General features: G+C 56.5%; 21 protein-coding genes. 10 read left to right on the top strand and 11 right to left on the bottom strand.

The features are described 5' to 3' along the window. Positions 1-76: 76 nt before the first annotated feature. Positions 77-445, top strand: coding sequence for a phage holin family protein (locus tag SK3146_RS26330; RefSeq protein WP_249861552.1), 369 nt, complete (start codon positions 77-79; stop codon positions 443-445). 232 nt (positions 446-677) lie between these two features. Continuing rightward, positions 678-1,073 carry a cupredoxin domain-containing protein gene (locus SK3146_RS26325; protein ID WP_249861551.1) on the top strand — a complete coding sequence of 132 codons (396 nt, stop codon included), beginning with the start codon at positions 678-680 and terminating at the stop codon, positions 1,071-1,073. Between the two features lie 166 nt (positions 1,074-1,239). Here the strand turns inward: SK3146_RS26325 and SK3146_RS26320 are convergent, their stop codons facing one another. The 5 genes from SK3146_RS26320 to pheS form a co-directional block, all read right to left on the bottom strand. Continuing rightward, positions 1,240-1,791: a CvpA family protein gene (locus tag SK3146_RS26320; RefSeq protein WP_249861550.1), complete on the bottom strand. Its 552-nt coding sequence runs from the start codon at positions 1,789-1,791 to the stop codon at positions 1,240-1,242. A gap of 18 nt (positions 1,792-1,809) precedes the next feature. Then, entirely contained in the window at positions 1,810-5,787 is a 3,978-nt protein-coding gene (locus SK3146_RS26315) for a hypothetical protein (protein WP_249861549.1), read from the bottom strand. Between the two features lie 5 nt (positions 5,788-5,792). After that, a complete protein-coding gene (gene zapA, locus SK3146_RS26310; RefSeq protein ID WP_249861548.1) occupies positions 5,793-6,536 on the bottom strand; it encodes a cell division protein ZapA in 744 nt (247 codons plus the stop codon). A gap of 295 nt (positions 6,537-6,831) precedes the next feature. Then, on the bottom strand, positions 6,832-9,273 hold the full coding sequence (pheT, locus tag SK3146_RS26305; RefSeq protein ID WP_249861547.1) for a phenylalanine--tRNA ligase subunit beta: 2,442 nt from the start codon (positions 9,271-9,273) through the stop codon (positions 6,832-6,834). A gap of 23 nt (positions 9,274-9,296) precedes the next feature. Then, positions 9,297-10,331, bottom strand: coding sequence for a phenylalanine--tRNA ligase subunit alpha (gene pheS / locus SK3146_RS26300; RefSeq protein ID WP_249861546.1), 1,035 nt, complete (start codon positions 10,329-10,331; stop codon positions 9,297-9,299). 534 nt (positions 10,332-10,865) lie between these two features. On the opposite strand from pheS, the gene SK3146_RS26295 reads away from it, so the two are divergent. The 3 genes from SK3146_RS26295 (at position 10,866) to SK3146_RS26285 (ending at position 13,490) form a co-directional block, all read left to right on the top strand. Continuing rightward, positions 10,866-11,411, top strand: a complete 546-nt coding sequence (locus SK3146_RS26295; protein WP_249861545.1) for an MCP four helix bundle domain-containing protein — start codon at positions 10,866-10,868, stop codon at positions 11,409-11,411. Next, entirely contained in the window at positions 11,365-12,567 is a 1,203-nt protein-coding gene (locus SK3146_RS26290) for a methyl-accepting chemotaxis protein (RefSeq protein WP_249861544.1), read from the top strand. Before SK3146_RS26295 ends, SK3146_RS26290 begins: the two co-directional genes overlap by 47 nt. 236 nt (positions 12,568-12,803) lie before the next feature. After that, positions 12,804-13,490 carry a helix-turn-helix domain-containing protein gene (locus SK3146_RS26285; protein ID WP_249861543.1) on the top strand — a complete coding sequence of 229 codons (687 nt, stop codon included), beginning with the start codon at positions 12,804-12,806 and terminating at the stop codon, positions 13,488-13,490. Positions 13,491-13,518: 28 nt separating this feature from the next. Here the strand turns inward: SK3146_RS26285 and SK3146_RS26280 are convergent, their stop codons facing one another. The 5 genes from SK3146_RS26280 to SK3146_RS26260 form a co-directional block, all read right to left on the bottom strand. Beyond that, positions 13,519-14,028 (bottom strand): hypothetical protein, encoded by a 510-nt coding sequence (locus SK3146_RS26280; RefSeq protein WP_249861542.1) that lies wholly within the window; start codon positions 14,026-14,028, stop codon positions 13,519-13,521. Between the two features lie 33 nt (positions 14,029-14,061). Further along, positions 14,062-14,517 carry a signal peptidase II gene (gene lspA / locus SK3146_RS26275; RefSeq protein WP_249861541.1) on the bottom strand — a complete coding sequence of 152 codons (456 nt, stop codon included), beginning with the start codon at positions 14,515-14,517 and terminating at the stop codon, positions 14,062-14,064. Between the two features lie 16 nt (positions 14,518-14,533). Continuing rightward, positions 14,534-14,701, bottom strand: coding sequence for a hypothetical protein (locus SK3146_RS26270; RefSeq protein WP_249861540.1), 168 nt, complete (start codon positions 14,699-14,701; stop codon positions 14,534-14,536). Between the two features lie 209 nt (positions 14,702-14,910). Continuing rightward, positions 14,911-15,105: a hypothetical protein gene (locus SK3146_RS26265; protein ID WP_249861539.1), complete on the bottom strand. Its 195-nt coding sequence runs from the start codon at positions 15,103-15,105 to the stop codon at positions 14,911-14,913. A gap of 230 nt (positions 15,106-15,335) precedes the next feature. Continuing rightward, a complete protein-coding gene (locus SK3146_RS26260) occupies positions 15,336-15,782 on the bottom strand; it encodes a hypothetical protein (protein ID WP_249861538.1) in 447 nt (148 codons plus the stop codon). 217 nt (positions 15,783-15,999) lie between these two features. Here SK3146_RS26260 and SK3146_RS26255 point away from each other — a divergent pair, with 217 nt between their 5' ends. After that, a complete protein-coding gene (locus SK3146_RS26255) occupies positions 16,000-16,101 on the top strand; it encodes a YjcZ family sporulation protein (RefSeq protein WP_249861537.1) in 102 nt (33 codons plus the stop codon). 101 nt (positions 16,102-16,202) lie between these two features. On the opposite strand, the gene SK3146_RS26250 is transcribed toward SK3146_RS26255, so the two are convergent. Next, on the bottom strand, positions 16,203-16,589 hold the full coding sequence (locus tag SK3146_RS26250) for an SET domain-containing protein (protein WP_249861536.1): 387 nt from the start codon (positions 16,587-16,589) through the stop codon (positions 16,203-16,205). Between the two features lie 153 nt (positions 16,590-16,742). On the opposite strand from SK3146_RS26250, the gene SK3146_RS35055 reads away from it, so the two are divergent. The 4 genes from SK3146_RS35055 to SK3146_RS26235 all read left to right on the top strand — a co-directional run bounded on the left by SK3146_RS35055 (position 16,743) and on the right by SK3146_RS26235 (position 22,163). Beyond that, complete coding sequence (locus SK3146_RS35055) at positions 16,743-16,865, top strand: hypothetical protein (protein WP_259617945.1); 123 nt, start codon at positions 16,743-16,745, stop codon at positions 16,863-16,865. Between the two features lie 17 nt (positions 16,866-16,882). Then, on the top strand, positions 16,883-20,152 hold the full coding sequence (locus tag SK3146_RS26245) for a glycosyl hydrolase (protein ID WP_249861535.1): 3,270 nt from the start codon (positions 16,883-16,885) through the stop codon (positions 20,150-20,152). Positions 20,153-20,312: 160 nt separating this feature from the next. Beyond that, positions 20,313-21,284 carry an ABC transporter permease gene (locus SK3146_RS26240; protein ID WP_249861534.1) on the top strand — a complete coding sequence of 324 codons (972 nt, stop codon included), beginning with the start codon at positions 20,313-20,315 and terminating at the stop codon, positions 21,282-21,284. Positions 21,285-21,296: 12 nt separating this feature from the next. Continuing rightward, a complete protein-coding gene (locus SK3146_RS26235; protein ID WP_249861533.1) occupies positions 21,297-22,163 on the top strand; it encodes a carbohydrate ABC transporter permease in 867 nt (288 codons plus the stop codon). Positions 22,164-22,190: the final 27 nt, after the last annotated feature.

Here is a 22,190-nt window from a genome sequence, read left to right as displayed (position 1 = left end):
GACAGGCCGCATCGTAAGTATGTAGCAAAAAGCTTAAAACGCATGGAATCGCCATTCCAAAGGGAGGTATCAGCCGATGCATTTGCTTGGACATATCGTCAGGTTTATCGTATCCGCTTTGGTACTGATGTTTGTCAGCTTTATTGTGCCGGCCTTCAAAGTCGGCGGTTTCTGGAGCGCCTTCTTCCTGGCTCTGGTCATTGCGCTCGTCGCTTGGATTATCGAAGGAATCTTCGGCAAGAAGATTACTCCGTTCGGGCGGGGCATCGTAGGATTTCTTACGAGCGCGGTCATTATCTGGCTCGCCCAATTCGTGGTAAGCGGCGTCTCGACAAGCTTTATCGGTGCGATCCTGGCAGCCCTTGTCATCGGGATTATCGACTTGTTCATACCGGTCAAAACGCCGTTTGAACAAGGTATTAGCGGCCGCGAGAACAAGCGTTGACCGCAGCTTCCGCCAGTAAGCGGCAAGCCGGGAAAATCAGTCTGCGGAATTTCCGTACGGCTGATTTTTTTTGAAGCATAACGGCTGCATCGGCTGTGAAAGCAGTCACTTTTCCTAGAATATGTTACAAATTCGCCTTCCATTATTCACCGGTTTGTCACTGCATTCGCTGCGGCGATCGTGTAATATGGTCTGTGTAAAGACCATAACGGTTTAACGGAGGGGTATCACTATGAAAAGAATGATCGCACTCGCCCTGGCGGCTTGCCTTGTATTCGCTCTATCCGCTTGCGGCGCGAAGAAAGAAGAAGCGCAGGCTCCTGCGTCGAACGGGGCATCCCAGGCGACTTCCGCGGCGGCAGGCCAAGAAGTAAAAATTGTCGCAAGCAACTATCAGTTCGACCAAGCGGAATATAAAGTGAAAAAAGGCGAGAATATCACCGTAACGCTGGAAAATAAACAAGGCATGCACGGCGTGCAGATCAAAGAGTTCAACGTTTCGCTGGATGGAAGCAAAAAATCGGCGACCTTCAAAGCGGATAAAGAAGGCACTTACGATATTGTATGCTCCGTACCGTGCGGGTCCGGTCATATGAGCATGAAATCCAAGCTGATCGTCGAATCGTAAAAAGAAAATCTTCATCCCGTATATACCGTATGAACAAATCCCCAAAAGTGACTTTCGGGGGAGCCCCCGGATATCCACAGGAAATTGCCGCGCATCATTTCCTAAACAAAAATAAAACGACCGGATTCCCTGCTGTTTCAAGGGAACCGGTCGTTTCGCTTTGGCTTCAAACCGACTTCGTTTGCTGCTGCCATAATTCATGAAGCTTATCCGATACGGCAGGCAGTGCATTCAATATATAAGGGGCCGATTGCGAGCCCTTCAATAAATCTTGCACCGTATCGTTAGGGATGACCGTCATCACTTGGACGGCGATGACCAGCAGCACGGAAGCTTCGGCCATACCGAGCAAAGCCCCGCTCCATTGGTTCATCGACTTCAGCCCCGGCGTCAGAGCGATCCAATTGAGCACCCTGCCCACGATACCGAGCGCAAATTTGACTCCAAAAAGCAGCAAAGCAAATGCAATCGCGTTGTACATGTAGGTGTCCAGATGCATTCCTTTAATCAGAAACTCAAAATTCCGGTACGATTCGTATGCGGGCAAAGAAAGCGCCCCGGCGATCCAGGGCGACACTTCCTTATAAAAAGCAAACGCCACTACATACGCAATGATCAAGCCCGCGACCGACACAACTTGACTGACCAGTCCCCGATAATATCCGAGCACGATGCCCGCCGCGATCACGACGACGGCAGTCCAGTCCAGCCCATTCATGGTTCCGTCCGCTTGCAGTTATTCATTTTCGACTACCAGCTCGATCCATTCGTTGTACTCGATTTGCAGCTTTTCGTATTCGGACTTCAGTTCCTGAAGCTCCGTATATATCCGCTGCGCTTTCTCGCGATGCTCGCCGTATTCCTCTTGAAGCGCTTTGTGCTGCTCGGAATGCTCTTTGAACTGCTCCTGCAGCTCGTTATACAGCTCGACCTGCAGCTGCAATTCTTCCTGCTGGGCTGCGAACTGCAGGCGAATTTGCTCCAGTTGACCCGACAATTGTCCGGCAAGCTGCTGTCCGTCTTGCTTCTCGCGTTCCAGCTGCTCCAGAAGCCGCGCCCGCTCGGCTTGCTCGGCGATTAGATTGTGGTTGCGCCCCAACTGCTCCTCATACCGCCGCTCCAGCTCCGCCAGCTTAGAGGCTTCGCCAAGAAGCTGCGCCTCCAAAGCGGATGCCGCCTCGGCTTGTCCCTGAAGCTGCTCCTGCATAGCGTGAGCGCGCTCCTCCAGCCTTCTCATTTCCTCCAGGCTGTCGCTCTCCTGCTGCTTTAGCTTGGCCTGCAGTTCGGCATACTGCCCTTCCAGCTCGCTGTACAGCTCTTCCTGCAGCTGGATCTCCTCGAGCTGCTGCGCGCTTTGCTTGCGCAGCTCGTCCCCCAGCGTGGCCAGCTCGTCGCAGCGGCGCTGCCATTGGCTCGCCGTCTCCTGCAGCTGCAGCTGGTAAGCCTGCTGCTCGCGGAACTGCGCCAGCAGCGCGCGCTGCTCCTCTTGCAGCTGCGAAAGCTGCTGCTGCCGCTCCGCGAGCTGCGCTTCGCGCTGACCGAGCTGCTCGCGCAGCGCGGCGCTCTGCTCCTCTTGGCGGAGCAGCGCCTCCCGGCTGCGCGCTTCCTGCTCCTGCAGCTGCCGTTCCAGCTCGCTCTGCCGCGCTTGCAGCTCGTCGTACAGCTCCTGCTGCAGCGCAGCCTCCTCAAGCCGTTCGCTCAGCTTGCTCTGCAGATCGGCGCCGAGCGCTCGCGCGGCATCCAGCTCCGCCGTTAAGGCGCCGCTCTGCTCATGCTGGCGGGCGATTCGCTCTTCCAGCTCGCGGCTGGCCTCGACTTGAAGCCCGAGCTCGGCTTCGAGCTGAAGCTTCTGCTCCAACTGCTCCTGCAGCAGCTGCTTCAATTGCTCCTCCAGCGCCTCCGCTTCGCGCTGTGCGGCGCGATGCTGTCTGGTCAGCTCCTGCTTATGCTCCAGCTGCAGTTCGTATTCTTTTTGCTGCAGCCGGATTTGCTCATTCAATTGCTCTGTCAGGACGCTAAGCTCCTCATAGCGCTGCTGCTGCCGGGCCGCGTCGCCTTGCTGCGTTTCAAGCTGCGACCGCAGCGCCTGCAGCTCGTCCTGGCTCTGCGCGAGCTCCTGCTCCAGTCCGCGGATACGCTCGCCTTCGCTGCTGATTCGCAGCTCCAGCTGTGCGGCCTGTTCCCTCAGCTCGGCCGCATGCGCCTGTACTAGCCCGGCCTCGAGCTCCAGCCGTTCGCGTTCCTGCTTCTCGCGCTCAAGCTCGGCCCGCAGCTCCGCTTCGCCCGCCGCGTATTGCTCCAGCTTCTCCGTCAGCTCAGCCTCCTGCATACGGCTCAGCTCCTCGAACTCCGCCGCCGATTCGCGCTGAGCTGCAAGCTCCCGCTCCAGTGCCGCGATACGTTCCGCTGCTCCGCTCACGCGTGCCTCCAGCTGCGTGATCCGCTCGCGCTGCTCGGCCCCTTCCGTCCGCGCCTGCTCCGCTTCCGCTTCCAGCCGGGCGCGTTCTGCTTGCTCGCGCTCCAGCTCTGCCCGCAGCTCTGCTTCGCGCGATTCGGCCTGCGCCGCCTGCTCCTGCAGCCGTTCCAGCTGTTCCCTCTGGCGATCCGTCTCTTGCCGCTGACGGTCCGTCTCTTGCTTCCGGCGCTCCAGCTCGGCTTGCAACTCCGCTTCGCCCGCCGCATAGCGCTCCAGCTTCTCGGTCAGCTCGGCCTCTTGCATACGGCTAAGCTCCTCGAACTCCGCTGCCGATTCGCGCTGCGACGCAAGCTCCCGCTCCAGTGCCGCGATACGTTCCGCTGCTCCGCTCACGCGTGTCTCCAGCTGCGTGATCCGCTCGCGCTGCTCGGCCCCTTCCGTCCGCGCCTGCTCCGCTTCCGCTTCCAACCGGGCGCGTTCTGCTTGCTCGCGCTCCAGCTCCGCCCGCAGCTCGGCTCCGCGCGATTCGGCCTGCGCCGCCTGCTCCTGCAGCCGTTCCAACTGTTCCTGCTGTCGATCCGCCTCTTGCCGCTGACGATCCAGCTCCGCCTGCAGCTCGGCTCCGCGCGCTTCGGCCTGTGCCGCCTGCTCCTGCAGCCGTTCCAACTGTTCCTGCTGTCGATCCGCCTCTTGCCGCTGACGATCCAGTTCTTGCTTCCGGCGCTCCAGCTCGGCTTGCAGCTCCGCTTCGCCCGCCGCGTATTGCTCCAGCTTCTCGGTCAGCTCAGCCTCTTGCATACGGCTCAGTTCTTCAAACTCCGCTGCCGACTCGCGCTGCGACGTAAGCTCTTGCGTGAGCTGAGCGATCCGCTCGGCCGCTTCGCTCACACGGGCCTCCAGCTCCGCGATTTGCTCCTGCCGCTCGGCATCTCGCGTCCGAGCCTGCTCCGCTTCCGCCTCCAGCCCGGAACGCTTCGCTTGCTCGCGTTCCAGCTCCGATTGCAGCTCGGCTCCGCGCGCTTCAGCCTGCGCCGCCTGCTCTTGCAGCCGTTCCTGCTGACGATCAGCCTCTTGCCGCTGACGCTCCAGCTCGGCTTGCAGCTCCGCTTCGCCCGCCGCGTACCGCTCCAGCTTCTCCGTCAGCTCGGCTTCCTGCATACGGCTCAGCTCCTCGAACTCCGCCGCCGATTCACGCTGCGACGCAAGCTCTTGCGTGAGCTGAGCGATCCGCTCGGCCGCTTCGCTTACGCGGGCCTCCAGCTGCGCGATCCGCTCCTGCCGCTCGGCATCTTGCGTCCGTACCTGCTCCGCTTCCGCCTCTAACCCGGAACGCTTCGCTTGCTCGCGTTCCAGCTCCGATTGCAGCTCGGCTCCGCGCGATTCGGCCTGCGCCGCCTGCTCTTGCAGCCGTTCCAACCGTTCCTGCTGACGATCAGCCTCTTGCTTCCGGCGCTCCAGCTCGGCCTGCAGTTCCGCTTCGCCCGCTGCATACCGCTCCAGCTTCTCCGTCAGCTCGGCTTCCTGCATACGGCTCAGCTCCTCGAACTCCGCCGCCGATTCACGCTGCGACGCAAGCTCTTGCATAAGCTGAGCGATCCGCTCAGCCGCTTCGCTTACGCGGACTTCCAACTGCGCGATCTGCTCCTGCTGTTCGCTCCTTTGCGTCCGCGCCTGTTCCGCCTCCGCTTCCAGCCGGACGCGCTCGGATTGCATCCGCTCCAGCTCCGCCTGCAATCCGGCTCCCAACGTCTCGGCCTGTGCCGCCTGCTCCTGCAGCCGTTCCAATTCTTGGTGCTGACGATCCGCCTCTTGCTTCCGAAGCTCCAGCCCCGCGCGAAGCTCCGCCGCCTCATTCTGCGCTTGCTCCGCTTTGGCCGCAAATTCCTCCTCCTGCAAGCGGATCAATTCCTCCGCTTCGGCTGTCGCGTTGCGCTGCGCAACCAGCTCTTGCTCCAGATCGAAGCTGCGCTCCTGCTCGCTGCTCAGCTCCGTCTGCAGCCGCTCCCGTTCCTGCTTCGATTGTTCCAATTCCGTCTGAAGCCGGGCCGCTTCCTTGCGTGCCTGCTCCGCCTGCGCCGCAAATTGTTCCTCTTGCAGCCGCTGCAGCTCTTCAAGCTCGGACGCCGCCGCACGCTGCTCTTCAAGCTGCTGTTCCAGGCCGCTTGCACGTTCCTGCTCGCCCTTGATTTGCTCGCCAAGCCGGTCGCGCTCTTCATTCAGCTTATCAAGAGCCGACTTCAATGCAGACGCTTCCTTCTCCGCCTGCTCCGCTCTCGCCGTCAGCTCCATCTCCTGCATCCGGCTCAGCTCTTCAAACTCGGCTGCGGCTTCGCGCCGCTCCCGAGCTCGCGCTCCAGATTTCCGGATCGCTCCTGTTCCTGCTTCATCCGCTCTTCGAGCTGCGCATGCTCCTGCTTCAGCCTCTCGGCCTCTTCTTGCAGCCGCTCGGCTTCGGCTTCCGCCTGCTGCGCTTTCTCCGTCAGCTCGGTCTCTTGCATCCGGCTCAGCTCCTCAAGCTCCGCCACGGTAAGGCGCTGGGCCGCCAGCTCCTGCTCCAGCTCGGAACGGCGCTCTCGCTCGCTGCGAATCAAGCCTTCCAATTCGCTCCGCTTCAGCTCCGACTGCTCCGCTTCCGTCTGCAGCTCGGCGATCCGGGCCTGCGCCTGATTCCGTTCCTCCTCGGCTCTTTGGCTGCTCGCCTCCAGTTCCTTCAGCATCTCCCTCTCGACTTCAAGCTCCTGCAGCAGCACCGCATGGCGTTCTTTCAGCTGGGAGAACTCTTCCTTCGTCTTGTCGAGCTGTTTCTGCTTCTCGCGCAGCGCCTCCATGTCGTCTTGAATCTTGAAATAGTCATCTGCGATATGTACAGCCGCCAATACGGCAATTTTCGGTGTATCCAAACGCGGGGAGCCCGCAGCGATTTTATGCATCTGTTCGTTGACTTGCGCGATTACTCGTTTCATATTCGTGGCGCTGGTTTTGGCCACCAGCTTGTACTGGTTGCCGAATATGTCCACCGTCATCCGGATTTTATCTTCTTGGGTCACAAGCAAGCTCTCCTTTCGAACCTTATCAGAAGCGGTTTTCATGTTCCGATTCGAGATACGATGTGTCGCAACGAGTGAAACTTGGACAGAATCCGGAACCTCGCCGGCAGCTTCCGATACGGCGCTTCTCGGCTTGAAATTGCGCTCGCGAAACGTACCGCAGGAAACTGCCGCGCATCATTTCCTGGAAGTAAAAAAGACTTCCCCGTATCTCCATAAACAGTTCGATACGAGGAAGCCTTTTTCCTGCTGTAGCAGGCGACTTTATGACAATTTCCGAGTTTCCCCCGAAAATCTATTTTCTCAGTTCGGCTCCGAACGATTGTTCGAGCGCCGAGACGACCTTGGCGTGCAATTCGCTTACTTCTTCGTCCGTCAGCGTCCGCTGCGCAGTGCGGTATACGAGCGCCAGCGCAACGCTCTTCTTATCCGCTCCGAGACGCTCTCCCGTATAGATGTCGAACACTTGAATCGACTCAAGCAGAGCTCCGGCCACTTCTCGCACTTGCGCGATCAGATCGCCGACAGGCACCTCCCGGCCCACTACAACGGCGATATCGCGCCCGATGGCAGGGTAACGCGGCAGCAGCTTATGGGTGATCGACTCGTCGGCTTGAGACGTCAGCGCTTCGAAATCCACTTCCAACACATACGTGTCGGCCAAATCCTTCTGCTGCTGAAGCGCCGGATGCAGTTGTCCCAGGTAACCGATAATGGAAGTTCCTTCCGCCGTTTGCAGCGTAATGCTCGCCGTACGCCCCGGATGGAAGCCTTCCGGCTGCGCCGATTGATAGCCGATGCCATCGATGCCCAGATAGGCGACAAGGCTTTCGAACACGCCCTTCAGATCATAAAAGTCGACGTCTCCGGATTTGCCCGACCAATGCGTTTCATGGCGTTTGCCGGTCATCAGGGCGGACAGCAGCAGCTTCTCTTCCGGCAGCTTGGTCAGCGTCGCTTCGTCTGTAACGAACGCTTTGCCGATCTCGAAGATCGCCACATCGTCCGTATTGCGGTTGCGGTTATACACCGCCACGTCCAGCAAATGCGGCAGGAGGCTCGTGCGCAGCGTGCTGCGCTCTTCGCTCATCGGCATCGACAGCGCGATCGGCTTGGCTTCCGTATAAGAGCCGGGCAGCTGGCCGATTTGATCGGGATGAGTGAACGTGTAGGTGATCGTTTCGTGAAGTCCTTTGCCCGACAGCACATTGCGGGCGATGCGGCGAATCGCCTGTTCCCGGGTCAGCGATCCCGGCGTCGTTACGCCGCTCATCAGCGTCGTCGGAATGTTGTCGTAGCCGTACAGTCTGGCGACTTCCTCGATCAGATCGACCGTGCGCGTAATATCTCCGCGGCGGCTCGGCACATGGACGGTCAGGACGTCTCCCTGCACATCGGCGGAGAAGTGCAGCCGGTCAAAAATCGCCTGCACCTCTTCCAGCGACAGCGCCGTGCCCAAATACTGATTGATCCGGCCGACGCTCAGATCGATCTGCACCGGAGCGTGACGCTCCGTCACCGCCTCCACGATGCCTGACGCCACCTGACCTCCGGCGTACTGCGCCATCAGCGAAGCGGCGCGGTTCAGAGCGGGAATGACCGCCTCGGGATTGACTTCCTTCTCGAAGCGAAGCGAAGCTTCCGAGCGCAACCCGAGCTGGCGGGATGTTTTCCTTACGGTACCGCCGTCGAACTTGGCCGATTCGAGCAAAATCCGCACGGTGCCGTCCGTCACTTCGGAGTTTTCTCCGCCCATCACGCCTGCCAGTCCGACCGGCTTCACGCCGTCGGTAATCAGCAACATATGCGGTTCGAGCGCGCGCTCGGCGCCGTCCAGCGTAACGAGCTTCTCGCCCTGCTTCGCCATCCGCACCTCGATATGGCCACCTTCCAGCTTGTCGGCGTCGAAGGCATGCAGCGGCTGGCCGTATTCCAGCATAACGAAATTGGTGATGTCGACGATATTGTTGATCGGCCGAACGCCTGCCGCCATCAGCCGGTTCTGCATCCAGAGCGGAGACGGCCCGATCTTCACATTCTCGATATAGCGCGCTGCATAATGCGAGCATTGTTCCTTTGCGGCAATCTCTACGGAGATGTGGTCCGCGGCCTGCGTCCCCGAACCGTCCAGCCCCTGCTCCGCATCCGGCAGCCGCACCGGACGCCCGAGAATGGCGGCGATCTCATAGGCGGCGCCGAGCATGCTCAAGCAGTCGGAACGGTTAGGCGTCAGATCGAAATCGAGCACCTCGTCGTTAATGGCGAGCACATCCAGAATGCTTTCTCCGACGGGCGTTTCCTCCGGAAGCACCAGAATGCCTTCCTGAATTTCCTTCGGCAGCAGCTTGTCGTTAAGACCGAGCTCCTTCGCCGAGCAGATCATCCCTTGCGACTCTACGCCGCGCAGCTTCGCCCGCTTGATGACCAAGCCGTCCGGCAGCTTCGCGCCGACGACCGCTACGGGCACCTTTTGCCCTGCGGCTACGTTTTTGGCCCCGCATACGATTTGCAGGTCTTCCCCTTGGCCGACATCCACCGTGCAAACGCTCAATTTATCCGCATCGGGATGCTTCTCGCGGGATTTGACGAAGCCGACGAATACTTTCTCGACCCCTTTATTGCGCTTCTCCACAATGTCCACTTCAATGCCGCTTCGCGTCAGCTTCTCCGCCAGCTCGTCGGCCGTATATCCGTTCACGTCCACATATTGGGACAGCCATTGATATGATACTTTCATGTCGTTCTGATCGCTCCTCTCGATTACAAATGGGCGAACTGCTTCAAGAAACGAAGGTCGTTCGTATAAAAATGGCGAATATCTTCAATATCGTACTTCAGCATCGCTACGCGCTCCACGCCCATACCGAAAGCGAAGCCGCTGTATTCCTCGGGATCGTAGCCGCCTTTTTCCAGCACGTTCGGATGAACCATGCCCGCGCCGAGAATTTCCAGCCAGCCGGATTGCTTGCATACGCGGCAGCCCGAACCCTTGCACATGGCGCAAGTCACGTCGACCTCGACGCTCGGCTCCGTGAACGGGAAGAAGCTGGGACGCAGACGAATTTGCGTATGATGCCCGAACAGCTCGCGCACAAATTGCAGCAGCGTCCCTTTCAGATCGCTCATCCGAATATTGCGGTCGATCACCAAGCCTTCGATTTGCGTAAACATATGGGAGTGGGTCGCATCGTCGTCGTCGCGGCGGTATACTTTGCCCGGACAGATGATTTTGACCGGCACCTCGCCTTTCATCTTCTCCATCGTGCGCACCTGCACCGGAGAAGTTTGCGTCCGCATCAAAATTTCTTCGGTAATGTAGAAGGAATCCTGCATATCCCGCGCCGGGTGGTTTTTCGGCAAATTGAGCGCTTCGAAATTATAATAATCCTGCTCGACCTCCGGCCCTTCCGCGACGGTGTAACCCATGCCGATGAAAATATCCTCGATCTGCTGAATGACCTTATTGATCGGATGCGTCGCACCGATTGGGGACGGTCTGCCCGGCAGCGTAACGTCGATCGTCTCCGCGCGCAGACGCGCCTCCGTCTCGGCCTTCTGGTACTCCTCCTGCTTGCTTTCGATCACCGCTTCGATCGCGCCGCGCACCTCGTTGGCCACTTGGCCGATGATCGGGCGCTCCTCCGCGCTAAGCGAGCCCATACCGCGCAAAATTTCGGTCAACGGCCCCTTTTTGCCCAAATATTTGATTCTCATTTCAGCCAGCTGCTGTTGGCTCGTAACTTGCGCCAGCTCCTGCAGCGCTTCGGCCTTCAAAGCTTCCAACCGCTCTTTCATCGTTCATCCTCCTTATGAAATGTGCTGAATCGTCCTTTTGCTGCCGCGTTTTCCCCGAGCCGAAACCATGCTCCGGACAACAAAAAAAGGCTTTTTCTCCCGTATAAGGGACGAAAAAGCCGTGGTACCACCCTTGTTAGAAGACCGCTTGCCTCGCAGCTTCCGGCGCAAATGCCGGATAAACCGAGAACAAAGCGTTCCTTCTCACTCATTGAATGTAACGGTTCCGAACATAGACGTTCTCGCCGGTTTCTTCCTACTTGCTCGCAGCCGGCATGGGCCGCAGTTTCAGAAGACTGCTCAGGAGCGAACTTCGACAGCCTGTTTCTGTAGAACCGCTCTCAATCTCCGGCGGCTCCTCCCTGTATAGAAGTACTGCGTACTTTTCTCCGTCAACGCATTTAAACAATATGCAACTTTACACTGTATTATATGAAAATTAAGAGAGCGATGCAAGCAGGATGTTATAAACATTTGCCGGAGATTTGTCGAAGATATACATAGTACCTACTTACTATATTATGAGGTGACGTCATGCGGTTTACTGTAGGCAAAAAATTGCTGCTGGGATTCGGTATTGTATTGTTATTATTGTTTGCGTTAGGTTATTTGTCCGTCAAGACGATGGACTATATGAAAGGCCGAGTCGACAGCATCACCGCCGTTTGGGTGCCTGGCGTCGAATCGATCAACGAATTGAATTTTGAAGCGGAACATGTACTCAATTTGACCTACAGGCATAAGGACGAAACTGATGCGTCTACTATGGACGTACTCAGCAATAGCATCGCCCAGCTGTACGACAAGTTTGACACAAACCTCGCCGTTTATGAAACGACGCTGCACTCGGATGGCGAAAAGGTCCAGTTCGAGCAGTTAAAAGCTTCTTGGAAACAATTCAAGGATAACAATAAGCTGGCGCTTGAAGCGAGCCGCAGCAACAACCGGGACAAAGCTATGGAGCTGCTTAACGACGGGCAGAAGCTGTTCGACGATATGCAGACGAGCTTCAACGATCTGAAGAAGCTGAATCATGACGGCGCCATTGCGGCTGGAGACGATGGTCGCCAGTTCCTATAAAGGCGGCAGAGTGTTCATCTATGCGCTTATGGCGGTCAGCGTGCTGGCCACTGTCTTCGTGCTCTGGATCATGCACGTGCGCGTCGTCGTCGTATTGCGCAAAGTGACTGCTCAGATTATGCAAGTAGCGGAGGGGAATCTGTCCGTTCAGCCGGCCAAGGTGCGCAGCAAGGACGAGCTGGGCGATTTGGCGGGAGCCGCCGCTGCGATGGTCGTCAATCTGCGGCTGACCGTCGAGCAAACGCGCGACGCATCGTCCCAGGTCGCCGCCTTGTCGGAAGAGCTTGCGGCCGGAGCCGATCAGGCCGCGAACGCGTCGAGGCAAGTCGCCGCCGCGATCCAGGAAGTATCCGGCGGCTCGAACGAGCAGCTCGCCAGCACGGAGGAAACGGCCAATGCGATGGAGGAGATGGCTGCGGGGATCGGGCGGATTGCCGAAACATCCTCCGCCGTATCGGAACGGACGGTAGAAACGTCGCATCATGCGGAGAACGGCAGCGACGCGATCGAACGGGTCGTCCGCCAGATGGGCTCGATTCAAACGTCGGCCGGACAGACCGCGGATTTTATCCAGCGGCTTGGCGAACGGTCGGAGGAGATCGGCAACATTTTGACGATGATCGCCGGCATCGCAAATCAGACGAATCTTCTTGCGCTTAACGCTTCCATCGAAGCGGCCCGAGCGGGCGAGGAAGGCAAAGGCTTTGCCGTCGTCGCTGCGGAAGTGAAGAAGCTGGCGGCCCAATCGAGCGCATCCGCGGAGCAAATATCCGGATTGATCGACGAAATCCGCTCCGAGACGAGACTCGCCGTAGAGGCGGTGAATACCGTAACGCATGAAGTGAGCGAGGGCATAGCGGTCGCCGAAACGACGCAATCGATGTTCGGCCGCATTCTCCAGGACATTCAACGGATCAACCATGAGATTCAGGAAGTATCGGCTACTTCGGAGCAGATGGCCGCCGCTACGGAGCAAATCACCGCTTCTATCGCCTCGACGGCGATGATCGCGCGCAGCGCGAGCGAGAACACCCGAAGCGTCGCCCAGGCTTCCGGAGATCAGCTTGCCTCAATGGAGGAAATCTCCGGTTCGGCCGCGCATCTCTCGAAGCTGGCGGACGACCTTCAGAATACGATCCGCACCTTTAAGCTGTAACGGCTTATGCCGCTGCAGGCGCGGCAGCATCCGGAACTCCTTTTACATGAAGGCTTTGAGCAAAGCGGCGCAGGCTTGGCCGTCTTCGCTTAAAGCCTATTTTTCATCAAAAAATTTTATATTTCTATGTTTTTCGTGCAAAATTACGTTTATAATGGTACTTATAGTCCGAGGCTTCCGCATGCTGCCGTTTTCGCATTTTTAATTTGAGGCCCGATCCGGAGGGAGGTTCGAGAGTGAGTATTTTATCCAACTTTGGCCAAAGGGTGAGAGAGCTTCGGCTTAAATCCGGCATGTCGCAGGAGGCATTGGCCGCCCGGGCCGGTTTGGATCGTTCGTACATAGGAGGCGTGGAGCGGGGAGAGAGGAACGTTTCCTTGGAGAACATCGCGAAGCTGACGGAAGCGCTTGATGTCGACATGAGCTATTTTTTCGACAATGAACGGTTCGAGCTGCACTCCGCTTATATGAAAAGCGAATTTCGCAAAGCGTTAAGCGAGCGTTTCGTGTACAACATCGATTTTGAAGAAGAGGTCATCTCCTGGCAGGTCAAGGGCGTGCTGAGCGCCGAGGACATTGTCAAAACTTCGTTTGACTTGAAAATCGCCTGCACGTATTTGTCCAAAGGGAGAATCAAGCTGCTGATCGATAACCGGGGCATGATGGCGGATGGCCATCCGTTCGTGTTCACGCCGGAAGCCAATGAGAAAATCGAGGAGCTGCAGAAATGGATGCTGCCCCACTGCCAGAAGGTGGCGGTGCTTTGCAACTCCAAGCTGATGAAAAATCAATTGGACCGGCTCAGCCAGCGTACGGGAATGAACGGCATCTCCCGCCATTTCTATGAGGAAAACGAGGCGGAGCTGTTGGCTCAAGCCTACAGTTTTCTCGAAATCCCTCACAACCGGCTGATTTCCGGATAACTCGTCGGGGGTGCAGAACCCCTTTCTTCTATTTTACATACGTATGCATGTTTTTAATATATTCGTGCACAAGCTGCCGGATCGACTCCAGCTTCTCCTCCGGCTTCCCTTGGTTCTCAAGCGCTTGAAGCACGAGCTGAACGTACTGCCGCCCCTGCTTCTTCGCTACCGCGTTCATCTCGCTGTAATCTTGGAGATAGGCGGGAATAAAATAACATTCCAGCATATCCATCGAGAACGCGTAATCCCCCGCTTCCCGTTCCGACCATACCTTAAGCTTGTCGTAAAGCCCGCTCAATGTAATAAGACCGAGACGGTAAGTTCTTCGGGAAAATTCGTATTCCTCTTCAGAGATAGCCCCCTGCTCCCGCTGCTTTGTATTTTTTTCGTCTAGGAAATATAACGCCCCTCCCCATTCGGAGGTAAACTTCAGCCAAAATGCCAAATCGCCGCGTTCAATCGTAATCCGAACCACCTCATTGAAAACCATGTCCGGATTTTCTGCAAGTACGAGCCGTGCCTGTATTTGTTTATCCATCGTTTGCGCTCCTTTTTTTGTTTACATTTGTTTTTAGGATGAGCCTGTTTTTTTGACAATGCCGATCACCGCACTGACGATGACGAGCAGCACTCCGATGTTAATGGCCACATCCGCCAAATTGAGAATGCCGTGACCCGATGTGAATTCCAGGAAATCCGTCACTTTTCCGAACAAAATCCGGTCAATTGCGTTGCCTGCCGCGCCTCCGACCAGAAACCCCATGCTAAGATCCATCCATCTGCCCTTGATCTCGCCCTTGGCCCGGTAATAGAGCACTCCTGCAATAAACAGTACGGCAAACAAAGCGAACAATCGGCCGTATCCCGGAAACAGACTGTGCGCCATGCCGCTGTTCTCATAATAGGTAAAATGCAGGACGGGGTCCCAGAACGGGACGGATTGCCCGACCTCCATGGAATTGCGTATCCATATTTTGGCCCATTGATCAATGGCCGTTACGATAGCCGCCGTAATATAAAACAGCATGAAGAACCCTCTTTCGTCATGATGGAGCCAGCTTCTCCAGCTCTTCAATCCCCGATTCGTCGGTGTAATAATTGCCGTCCAGCTTAACGCATGCCAGCCGCTCGCGGGCGAAATGCTCCAGCACCCGCTCCAGCTGCAGCCCTAGCAGGAGACAAGCGGAATCGATCTCGAATTTATGCTTCATCTCAAATTCCCATCCTATTCGCGAGAATGACGGAGGCCGGCTTTTTATCGCTGCCGCCCTATTTATTTAACCATCTTGCCGGCGCAAAGTCCATGTCATTGCTTTAATACGGGCAGTGAAAAGCGCGGCTTACGCAAAACTTGCGTTATCCTCCTAAATAATGTAACTTATACAAAGTGCATAATCGCACAAATAGTAGATAAATAGATTTATAGATTAAATTGGGGAGTTGAGTTGAAATTATCGTTAAAATTTTCAAAAATGTGTCTCTCGTCGTGCTCAGTTTCATTATTAGTTATTTTCTCATTGGGGGCGCCGTACTGGACCTGCTGTTCCGGATCAAAAGCTTCATACGCCCGACCTGAAGCAGCCTGCATGCCGCCGGCTGAATGTATCGTCCGCATGAATTGATTTAAGTTCTCCTCCTGCTGCGCATTCCTTCCTTGTTTCCGGCATTATTATGCCGTTCCTTGCATCCCCTTTTATTCATCCGTGATCCGCTGCTTTTATGCTTCAACCTTGCCGGCCTTACGGCTGCCGCTTGAGCGATCCCGCCCACGGCACGGGCCGACGCACGCGCGCAGGGGGCGACTTTCCATACGGGAATAAACCCCCCGGCTTCTGCCAGAGGGTTTTACGTGAGCACATAGACGAAGTGCCCGTATACGACCTCCAAATCTTTCACGGAAATGTCCAGCCGGGCAGCCTGCTCCTGGAAGGTCAGTTCCGGGTTTTCCTGCAGAAGCTTCAGCAGCGACTCCGTAATGGCGAGGGGAGAGCTTTCGAAATGCTGCTTCAAAATTTCAAATTCGTTTTGCGCACGGTTGCTCTTGATCAGACCGAAATGCGCCAATTTCCTGATCGTACGCGAGACGTCCTCTGTAGACAGGTCCATAAAATTGCTTAACACCTTAAGCGACAGATGGCACACCCCGTCCTGATTCCGTTTGGACGAAAGCAGCTTCAGCAGGTCTCTGCACTGTACGATTCGATGCAGCGATTCTTGAATCACGTTCGATGTAGCGGCCGGTTGCATACTTATCACCATATTTTCGATAAATTCATCGGCTTGCGCTTTCATTCGCGCCCCCTGTAGCAAGGCGCAGCCGTACAAAAGCGGCCGAATGGCACCCTTCGATCTTACCATATATTTACACGATCAGCCATACGTGGGTTTTCTGATTCCAGTATCCCGCAAGTACATCCGTCCAATCCGTTTGCACCTGAGCGGCATAACTTAACTTGGGGGCTAAAACACCCCTGAATGAAATGCAAGCTAAGCTGAGGAGGAGATTCGAATGGGTGGATTAGGTTGCGGAATTGGCGGAGCTTTCACAAGCACCGGCGTTATTTTGGTTCTGTTCATTCTGCTTGTTATCGTAAGCCGCGCCTGGATCTAATACAGCCGGCAAACAAAGCCCGTCTCTGACTTAAGAGACGGGCTTTTCCTATTCCTTCCTTATGAAGAAACTATGAAGTTTTCGAACAGCCCGCCGCCTCGTTAAGACTCGTCCTTGCGTTCAAACCATAGAGGATCGTCGCAGTCGATATCCCCATTGTAATTAATGAGAATCTCTTCGCCGGCGCGAATATCGGTATAAGCGTAAAAATCGACCGTATGATTGTCAAAATTGAGTTCATAGTCGGCGTTAGGCGTATACGAGTGGTTAAACAGCATGCCGTAGCCGAGCAAAATCGCCGAATGGTTGGCGCCGTATTCAAAGGCGTAATCCGCCAAAATCGTTTTCTCTAAAAACTCGTGCTGCTCATTCGGATAAGGAATGACCGGCGCCTCGTGGATGAGCTCGCCTTTGGCGATGTCTCGCGTAGCGAACACTCCCCGGTTGAACTCTCCGTCGCTTAGCTTGGAAGTTTTGATCTCAATCATCGTTAATCACCTGCGCATTTCTCTTAATTAAAGGAATTAATGATTTATTGTACCGTACTTCAGCCTGTATGGCAAAGTTTCTTCTCCTGCCCGCTTCTCTCTTGAACCGCCGCCGTTGATGCACCGCGTACGGAAGAGGAGGATCGCGCAATAATGTACAAGTCTGCAAAAATGTCGGAAATCCGCTCCACCGGCATGCCGCCCCCCTTACAAAAAAATGCGATTGTTGACCATAAACGCCTCCCTTATAGTGTTGTGAAAACCATTCATTTTTAATTCGGGAGGCTGTGCACATGTTCGATATGCAGCAATTTAAAAATCCTTCGGCTGATTACCGGATTCATCCGTTCTGGTTTTGGAACGGCGATATGGAAGATGACGAAATTCGCCGTCAAATCGACGAGATGGCCGACAAAGGTTTGGGCGGCGCCTTCGTATGCGCGAGACAAGGGCTGAACATCCCTTATTTATCGGACGTCTGGTTCCGGAAAGTCAAGGTTGCAGTGGAGGCGGCCCAAGCGCGAGGACTGTACATTTGGCTGTACGACGAATACCCGTACCCGAGCGGCATCGCCGGCGGCGAGGTAACGCTGGAGCATCCGGAAGCGAAGCACTACACGCTGGCTCATCACGCGCAAAGAGCGGAGGGCGGCGAACGCTTGTCGGTCGAGCTGCCGTGGGCGCGCATCTTGTACGCCAAAGCGATTCCGGTGCTGCCGTCGGGCCGGAAGCTGTGGGACGAAGCCGTCGACATCCGTTCGTCGATCGGTAACTTTCAGACGGAGCCGATATTCCAGAAAGCGGGGCTTACCGCGTACAACCAGAAACGGTTTTTCACTTACCGTACGGTGCAAAAGCTCGAATGGACGGCTCCGGAAGGCCAGTGGGAAGTGCTGATCGTTCAGGAGAAGGAAATCGAGGATTTCAAATATTACGGCACCTTCGTCGACCCGTGCAACCGCGAAGCGATGGCTACCTTCATCCGTCTGACGCATGACCGGTACGCGCAGCATTTGGGCGAATATTTCGGCGGCACGATCAAAGGGATGTTCACCGATGAAATCGGGCTGCTCGGCAGCATTCCGTGGTCTCCGCAGCTGGCCGCATTTTTCAAGCAGCAAAACGGCTACGATCTGTGCGACCATCTGCACGCCCTGCTCTATGCGGATGCGGACAACGCGGCGCAAATCCGTTACGACTACTACCAGTCGGTTCACCTGCTCCTGCTCGGAGCCTATCATAAGCAGGTCCATGATTGGTGCGAGCGTCACGGGCTTGACTACATTACCGAAGTCCCATCCGTGAGGATGACAACGCAGTTGTACAGCCATATTCCGGGAGGCGATTCCGCGCACGAAAAGCTCGGCCGCTCGCTCGACTGGATTTTGGATCAAAACGCGGGCAATTTCCGCAGCGATCCGAAAATGGTCAGCTCCATCGCCCGCCAATTAAACCGGGAGCGCAATCTGATCGAATGCTTTCACAGCGTCGGCTGGTCCATGACCTTGCAGGACGCCAAATGGATGATCGACCGGATGGCGGCGATGGGCACGAACTTATTCAACTTCCATGCCTTCTTCTATACGCTCGACGGGCTTACCAAGCATGACGCGCCGCCGTCCCAGTTTCTGCAAAACCCGTATTGGCGGCATTTCCGGCAGCTCGGTGATTACACCGGCCGGATCAGCTACGTGATGAGCTCGGGTGAAGCCGACATTTCCGTCGCGGTGCTGCAGCCGACCACATCGCTGTGGACGCAGATGGGCAACCCGTTCCACGGCTTCCAGTACGGCGGCAAGAACCCGGAGGAACAGCAAAAGCTCGAAGATTTGAAGCGATGGTGGAGCGGCGTCTGCAGCGAGCTGACGAAAAGCGGCAGAGATTTCGATCATCTCGATCCCGAGCTGCTGGCGGAGGCCGACGCGGCCGGCGGCAAGCTCTCGCTCGGCAAAGCCTCCTATTCGGTGCTGATTATGCCCCCGATGACGAATCTGGAGTCCGCCGCCTGGCGCAAAATCCAGCTGTTCGCCGAGCAAGGCGGTATCGTGATCAGTCTCGGGCAGCTGCCTTATGAGACAATCGAGCCCGGACAGCGGCAGCAGGATTCGGAATCGATCCGGCGGCTGTTCGGTTTGACGGAGCCCGTGCGCGAACAATTCTGGAGCGGCGGCAATACGGAACCCGATTGGGTGAAAGGAGCCGGCAGCGTATACTTCCTGCCTTGCACGGCAGCTTCGGAGACGCAGCAGGCCGTGAAGCGGATGAGCGCCCTGCTCGGCGAGCTGCAGCCGCAAGCCGTGCAGCTTTTGCCCGCATGCGGCGATTGGGGCTTGCTGACGCAAACGCGCAAGCTGTCCGAAGATACGGCGCTGGTGTTCATCAGCAACCAAGAAGGAACGCCGCGAGACATCACGCTGCGGGCGTCCGAGCGGCTTTGGGGCGACGCGCGCCTTGAAGGCTGCGACGCCGAGTTCCAGCTGCTGTCGCTCGACCGGGGCGATGCCGCGCCCGCCCAAGGAACCCGCGACGGCTCGGCCTGGCTGCTGCCGCTGTCGCTGGCTCCGTACGAGTCGAAGCTCGTACAGCTGAAGCGCGGCAAGCCCGCCGCTCTGCCCGCCGCCGCACAGCCTTGGCAGCTGGAAGCGGACGCAGCCGCTCCATGGCGGCTGTCGGCCCTGCAGCCGAACGCGGTGCGCTTCGACACGTTCCGGCTCGCCGTCGGCGATGCCGGCTCGGAAGCGAAGCGCGCTCCGTTGGAAGCTCCGGCCGTTACGGCGAAGACGTTTATCGACCAATGCGCGGATTTGGCGGAAGCAAGCGCTCTGCCGGTACAGATGTCCCAGCTGTTCGGCACGCCGATGAAGATCGCCATGTCCTACCCGCTGCAAGCCGTATACTCGGCCGCGTTTACCGTCGATAAGCTTCCGCAGCGAGCCATGCTCGTCTTGGACAAGGGCGCGCTCAGCGGCAGCGGATATTTTCGGATCAACGGGCACCGGGTCGATACGGACGCGTTCAAGCCGGTATTTTTGTACGATCCCATGAATATCGGTTGCGACATCGCCTCGTATTTATGCGAAGGGGTTAACGAGCTTGAAGCCGCCGTAGAAATTCGCCATGACTGGGACGGTTTGGTCGATGCGGTATACCTGACGGGCGACTTTCTCGTCCGGTTCGACGAAGAGCGCCGCCCCGTTATTGCGGCCCCGGCGGAGCAGCAGCTGCCGCTGACGGCAGGTCCTTACCCCGGATACCCTTATTATGCCGGAACGTTCTCCTTCGAGCGCGAGCTCGTTCTCCCGTCGATCCCGGCCGGAGGTTCGTTCGAGCTCAGCTTGACCCATAGCGACGACGCCTTCCATGACAGCGCGGAAGTACTCGTCAACGGGCAATCGCTCGGGGTGTGCGCCTGGTCGCCTTACCGCTGGCTAGGGGATGCCAAGCTGCTGCAAGAAGGCAGCAACCGAATCGAAATCCGTGTCACCAATACGCTGATCGGTCTGCTGGAGGGCAAATATTTCGACTATGCGCAGCATGAGCTAAAGCCCGTTCCGGCGCGGTAATTGACGCTTTCGTCCGCATAAAAGTCGCAATCGGCAAAATAATCGAAGCCCCGTTTGCCGGTTGCGGCCTCGGCTGCGGCAAAACTGTACGATTGTTTGCAAAGGCAATATCGTTTACGTTGAGATAGAGCTTAGGCTATAAGGAAGGGGAAGAAGATAAATGACCATGTTAAGACAGCAGCAGCAAGCGGCTCCCGCTTCGCCTGCCCGCTCCGGCGAGAGCCGTCTGGGCAGACTTATCAAAGATATGTCCAGGGACAAATATTTATATTTGCTGGCTTTGCCCGGAGTTTTATTTTTTCTTATTTTCAAATACGTGCCGATGTGGGGAGTCGTGATCGCGTTTCAGAACTACTCTCCGTTTGCCGGAATTATACACAGCGACTGGGTCGGATTCGAGCATTTCCAACGATTTTTCTCCAATCCTGAATTTATGCTGCTGTTCCGCAATACGATGGCGATCAATTTGCTCAGCCTGATCTTTTTCTTTCCGCTGCCGATCGTGCTGTCGCTTATGCTCAACGAGCTGCGCAGCGTCTTATATAAACGGGTCGTGCAATCGGTCGTCTATATGCCGCACTTCTTGTCATGGGTTATTATTTCCGGCCTGACGTTCCTGCTGTTCGCCAAAGGGGAAGGCTTGGTCAACAAGATGCTGGAAGCGATCGGGCTCAGCCGCATCGACTTTCTGACCAACTCCAATTTGTTCTGGGGCATGCTGACCATGCAGTCCATCTGGAAAGAATGCGGCTGGGGGACAATTCTGTTTCTTGCGGCCATGGCGGGAATCGATCCTCAGGTGTACGAAGCGGCCAAAATCGACGGCGCGGGACGGATTCGCCAAATGTGGAACATCACCCTCCCGGCGATCCGCAGCGTCATTGTCATTCTGCTTATTTTGCGCCTCGGCCATATGATGGACGTCGGCTTCGAGCAAGTATTTCTCATGTATAACGGCGCCGTCTCGGAAGTGGCCGAAGTGTTCGATACGTACGTCTACCGGGTCGGGATTCAGCAGGCGCAGTTCAGCTACAGCACGGCCGCCGGCTTGTTCAAATCGGTCGTAGGCCTGGCGCTTGTCGTCGTATCCAACTGGATCGCCAAAAAATTGGGCGAAGATGGCGTATATTAAGGAGGAATCGAAGTGAAGCTAGGTATAAGAGACCGTCTATTCGATATAGTCAATATTATTTTGCTCGGCGTGGTCACCGTAGTCACTTTTTTCCCGCTGTATTACGTATTCGTCGTTTCGTTCACGGATGCGACGGAATATTTGAAGAGCAATTTCGTGCTGTTCCCGAAGCAGTGGTCGCTTGATTCTTATAAATTTCTTTTGTCTACCGGAGCTTTTCCCCGCTCTGTCGGCGTCAGCATCTATATTACGCTGGTCGGCACCGCCCTCAGCCTTGTCGTTACCGCTGCGCTCGCTTACGCGCTGTCCAGAAAACGGCTGCGCGGCAGACAGCTGATTTTGCTCGGCATCTTGATTACCGTCCTGTTCAACCCCGGCATGATTCCGAACTACATGCTCGTCCGCGAGATGGGGCTGATCAACAGCTTGTGGTCGCTCATTATCCCGGCGCTGGCGAGCGGGTGGAACGTCATTTTGATGAAAGGCTTCTTCGACAGCATTCCCGCCGAGCTGGAGGAATCCGCTTCGATCGACGGCTGCAACGACCTCAGCATTTGGGTCCGCATTATTTTGCCGTTATCGCTGCCGTCGCTCGCCGCTTTCGGACTTTTCTACGCCGTGGGTTACTGGAATCAGTTCTTCAATGCGTTAATTTACATTAACGACGCCGAGAAATGGCCGCTTCAGGTGATGCTGCAGAACATTTTGCTCAATGCCAATAACTCCGATCTGATGACCGATGCGACCGCCGTCGCCCCGCCGTCCGAAACGCTGAAGATGGCCGCGGTCATTATCGCCACCGTGCCGATTTTGCTCGTCTATCCGTTCTTGCAGAAGCATTTCGCCAAAGGGGCCATGGTCGGCTCCGTCAAAGGATAAGCTTGCCGCCGTCAGGCCATGGGGAGG

The organism is Paenibacillus konkukensis, assembly GCF_023523925.1.
GTDB classification, from domain to species: Bacteria; Bacillota; Bacilli; order Paenibacillales; family NBRC-103111; genus Paenibacillus_S; species Paenibacillus_S doosanensis.
This window is presented reverse-complemented; position numbering and strand designations above follow the sequence as displayed.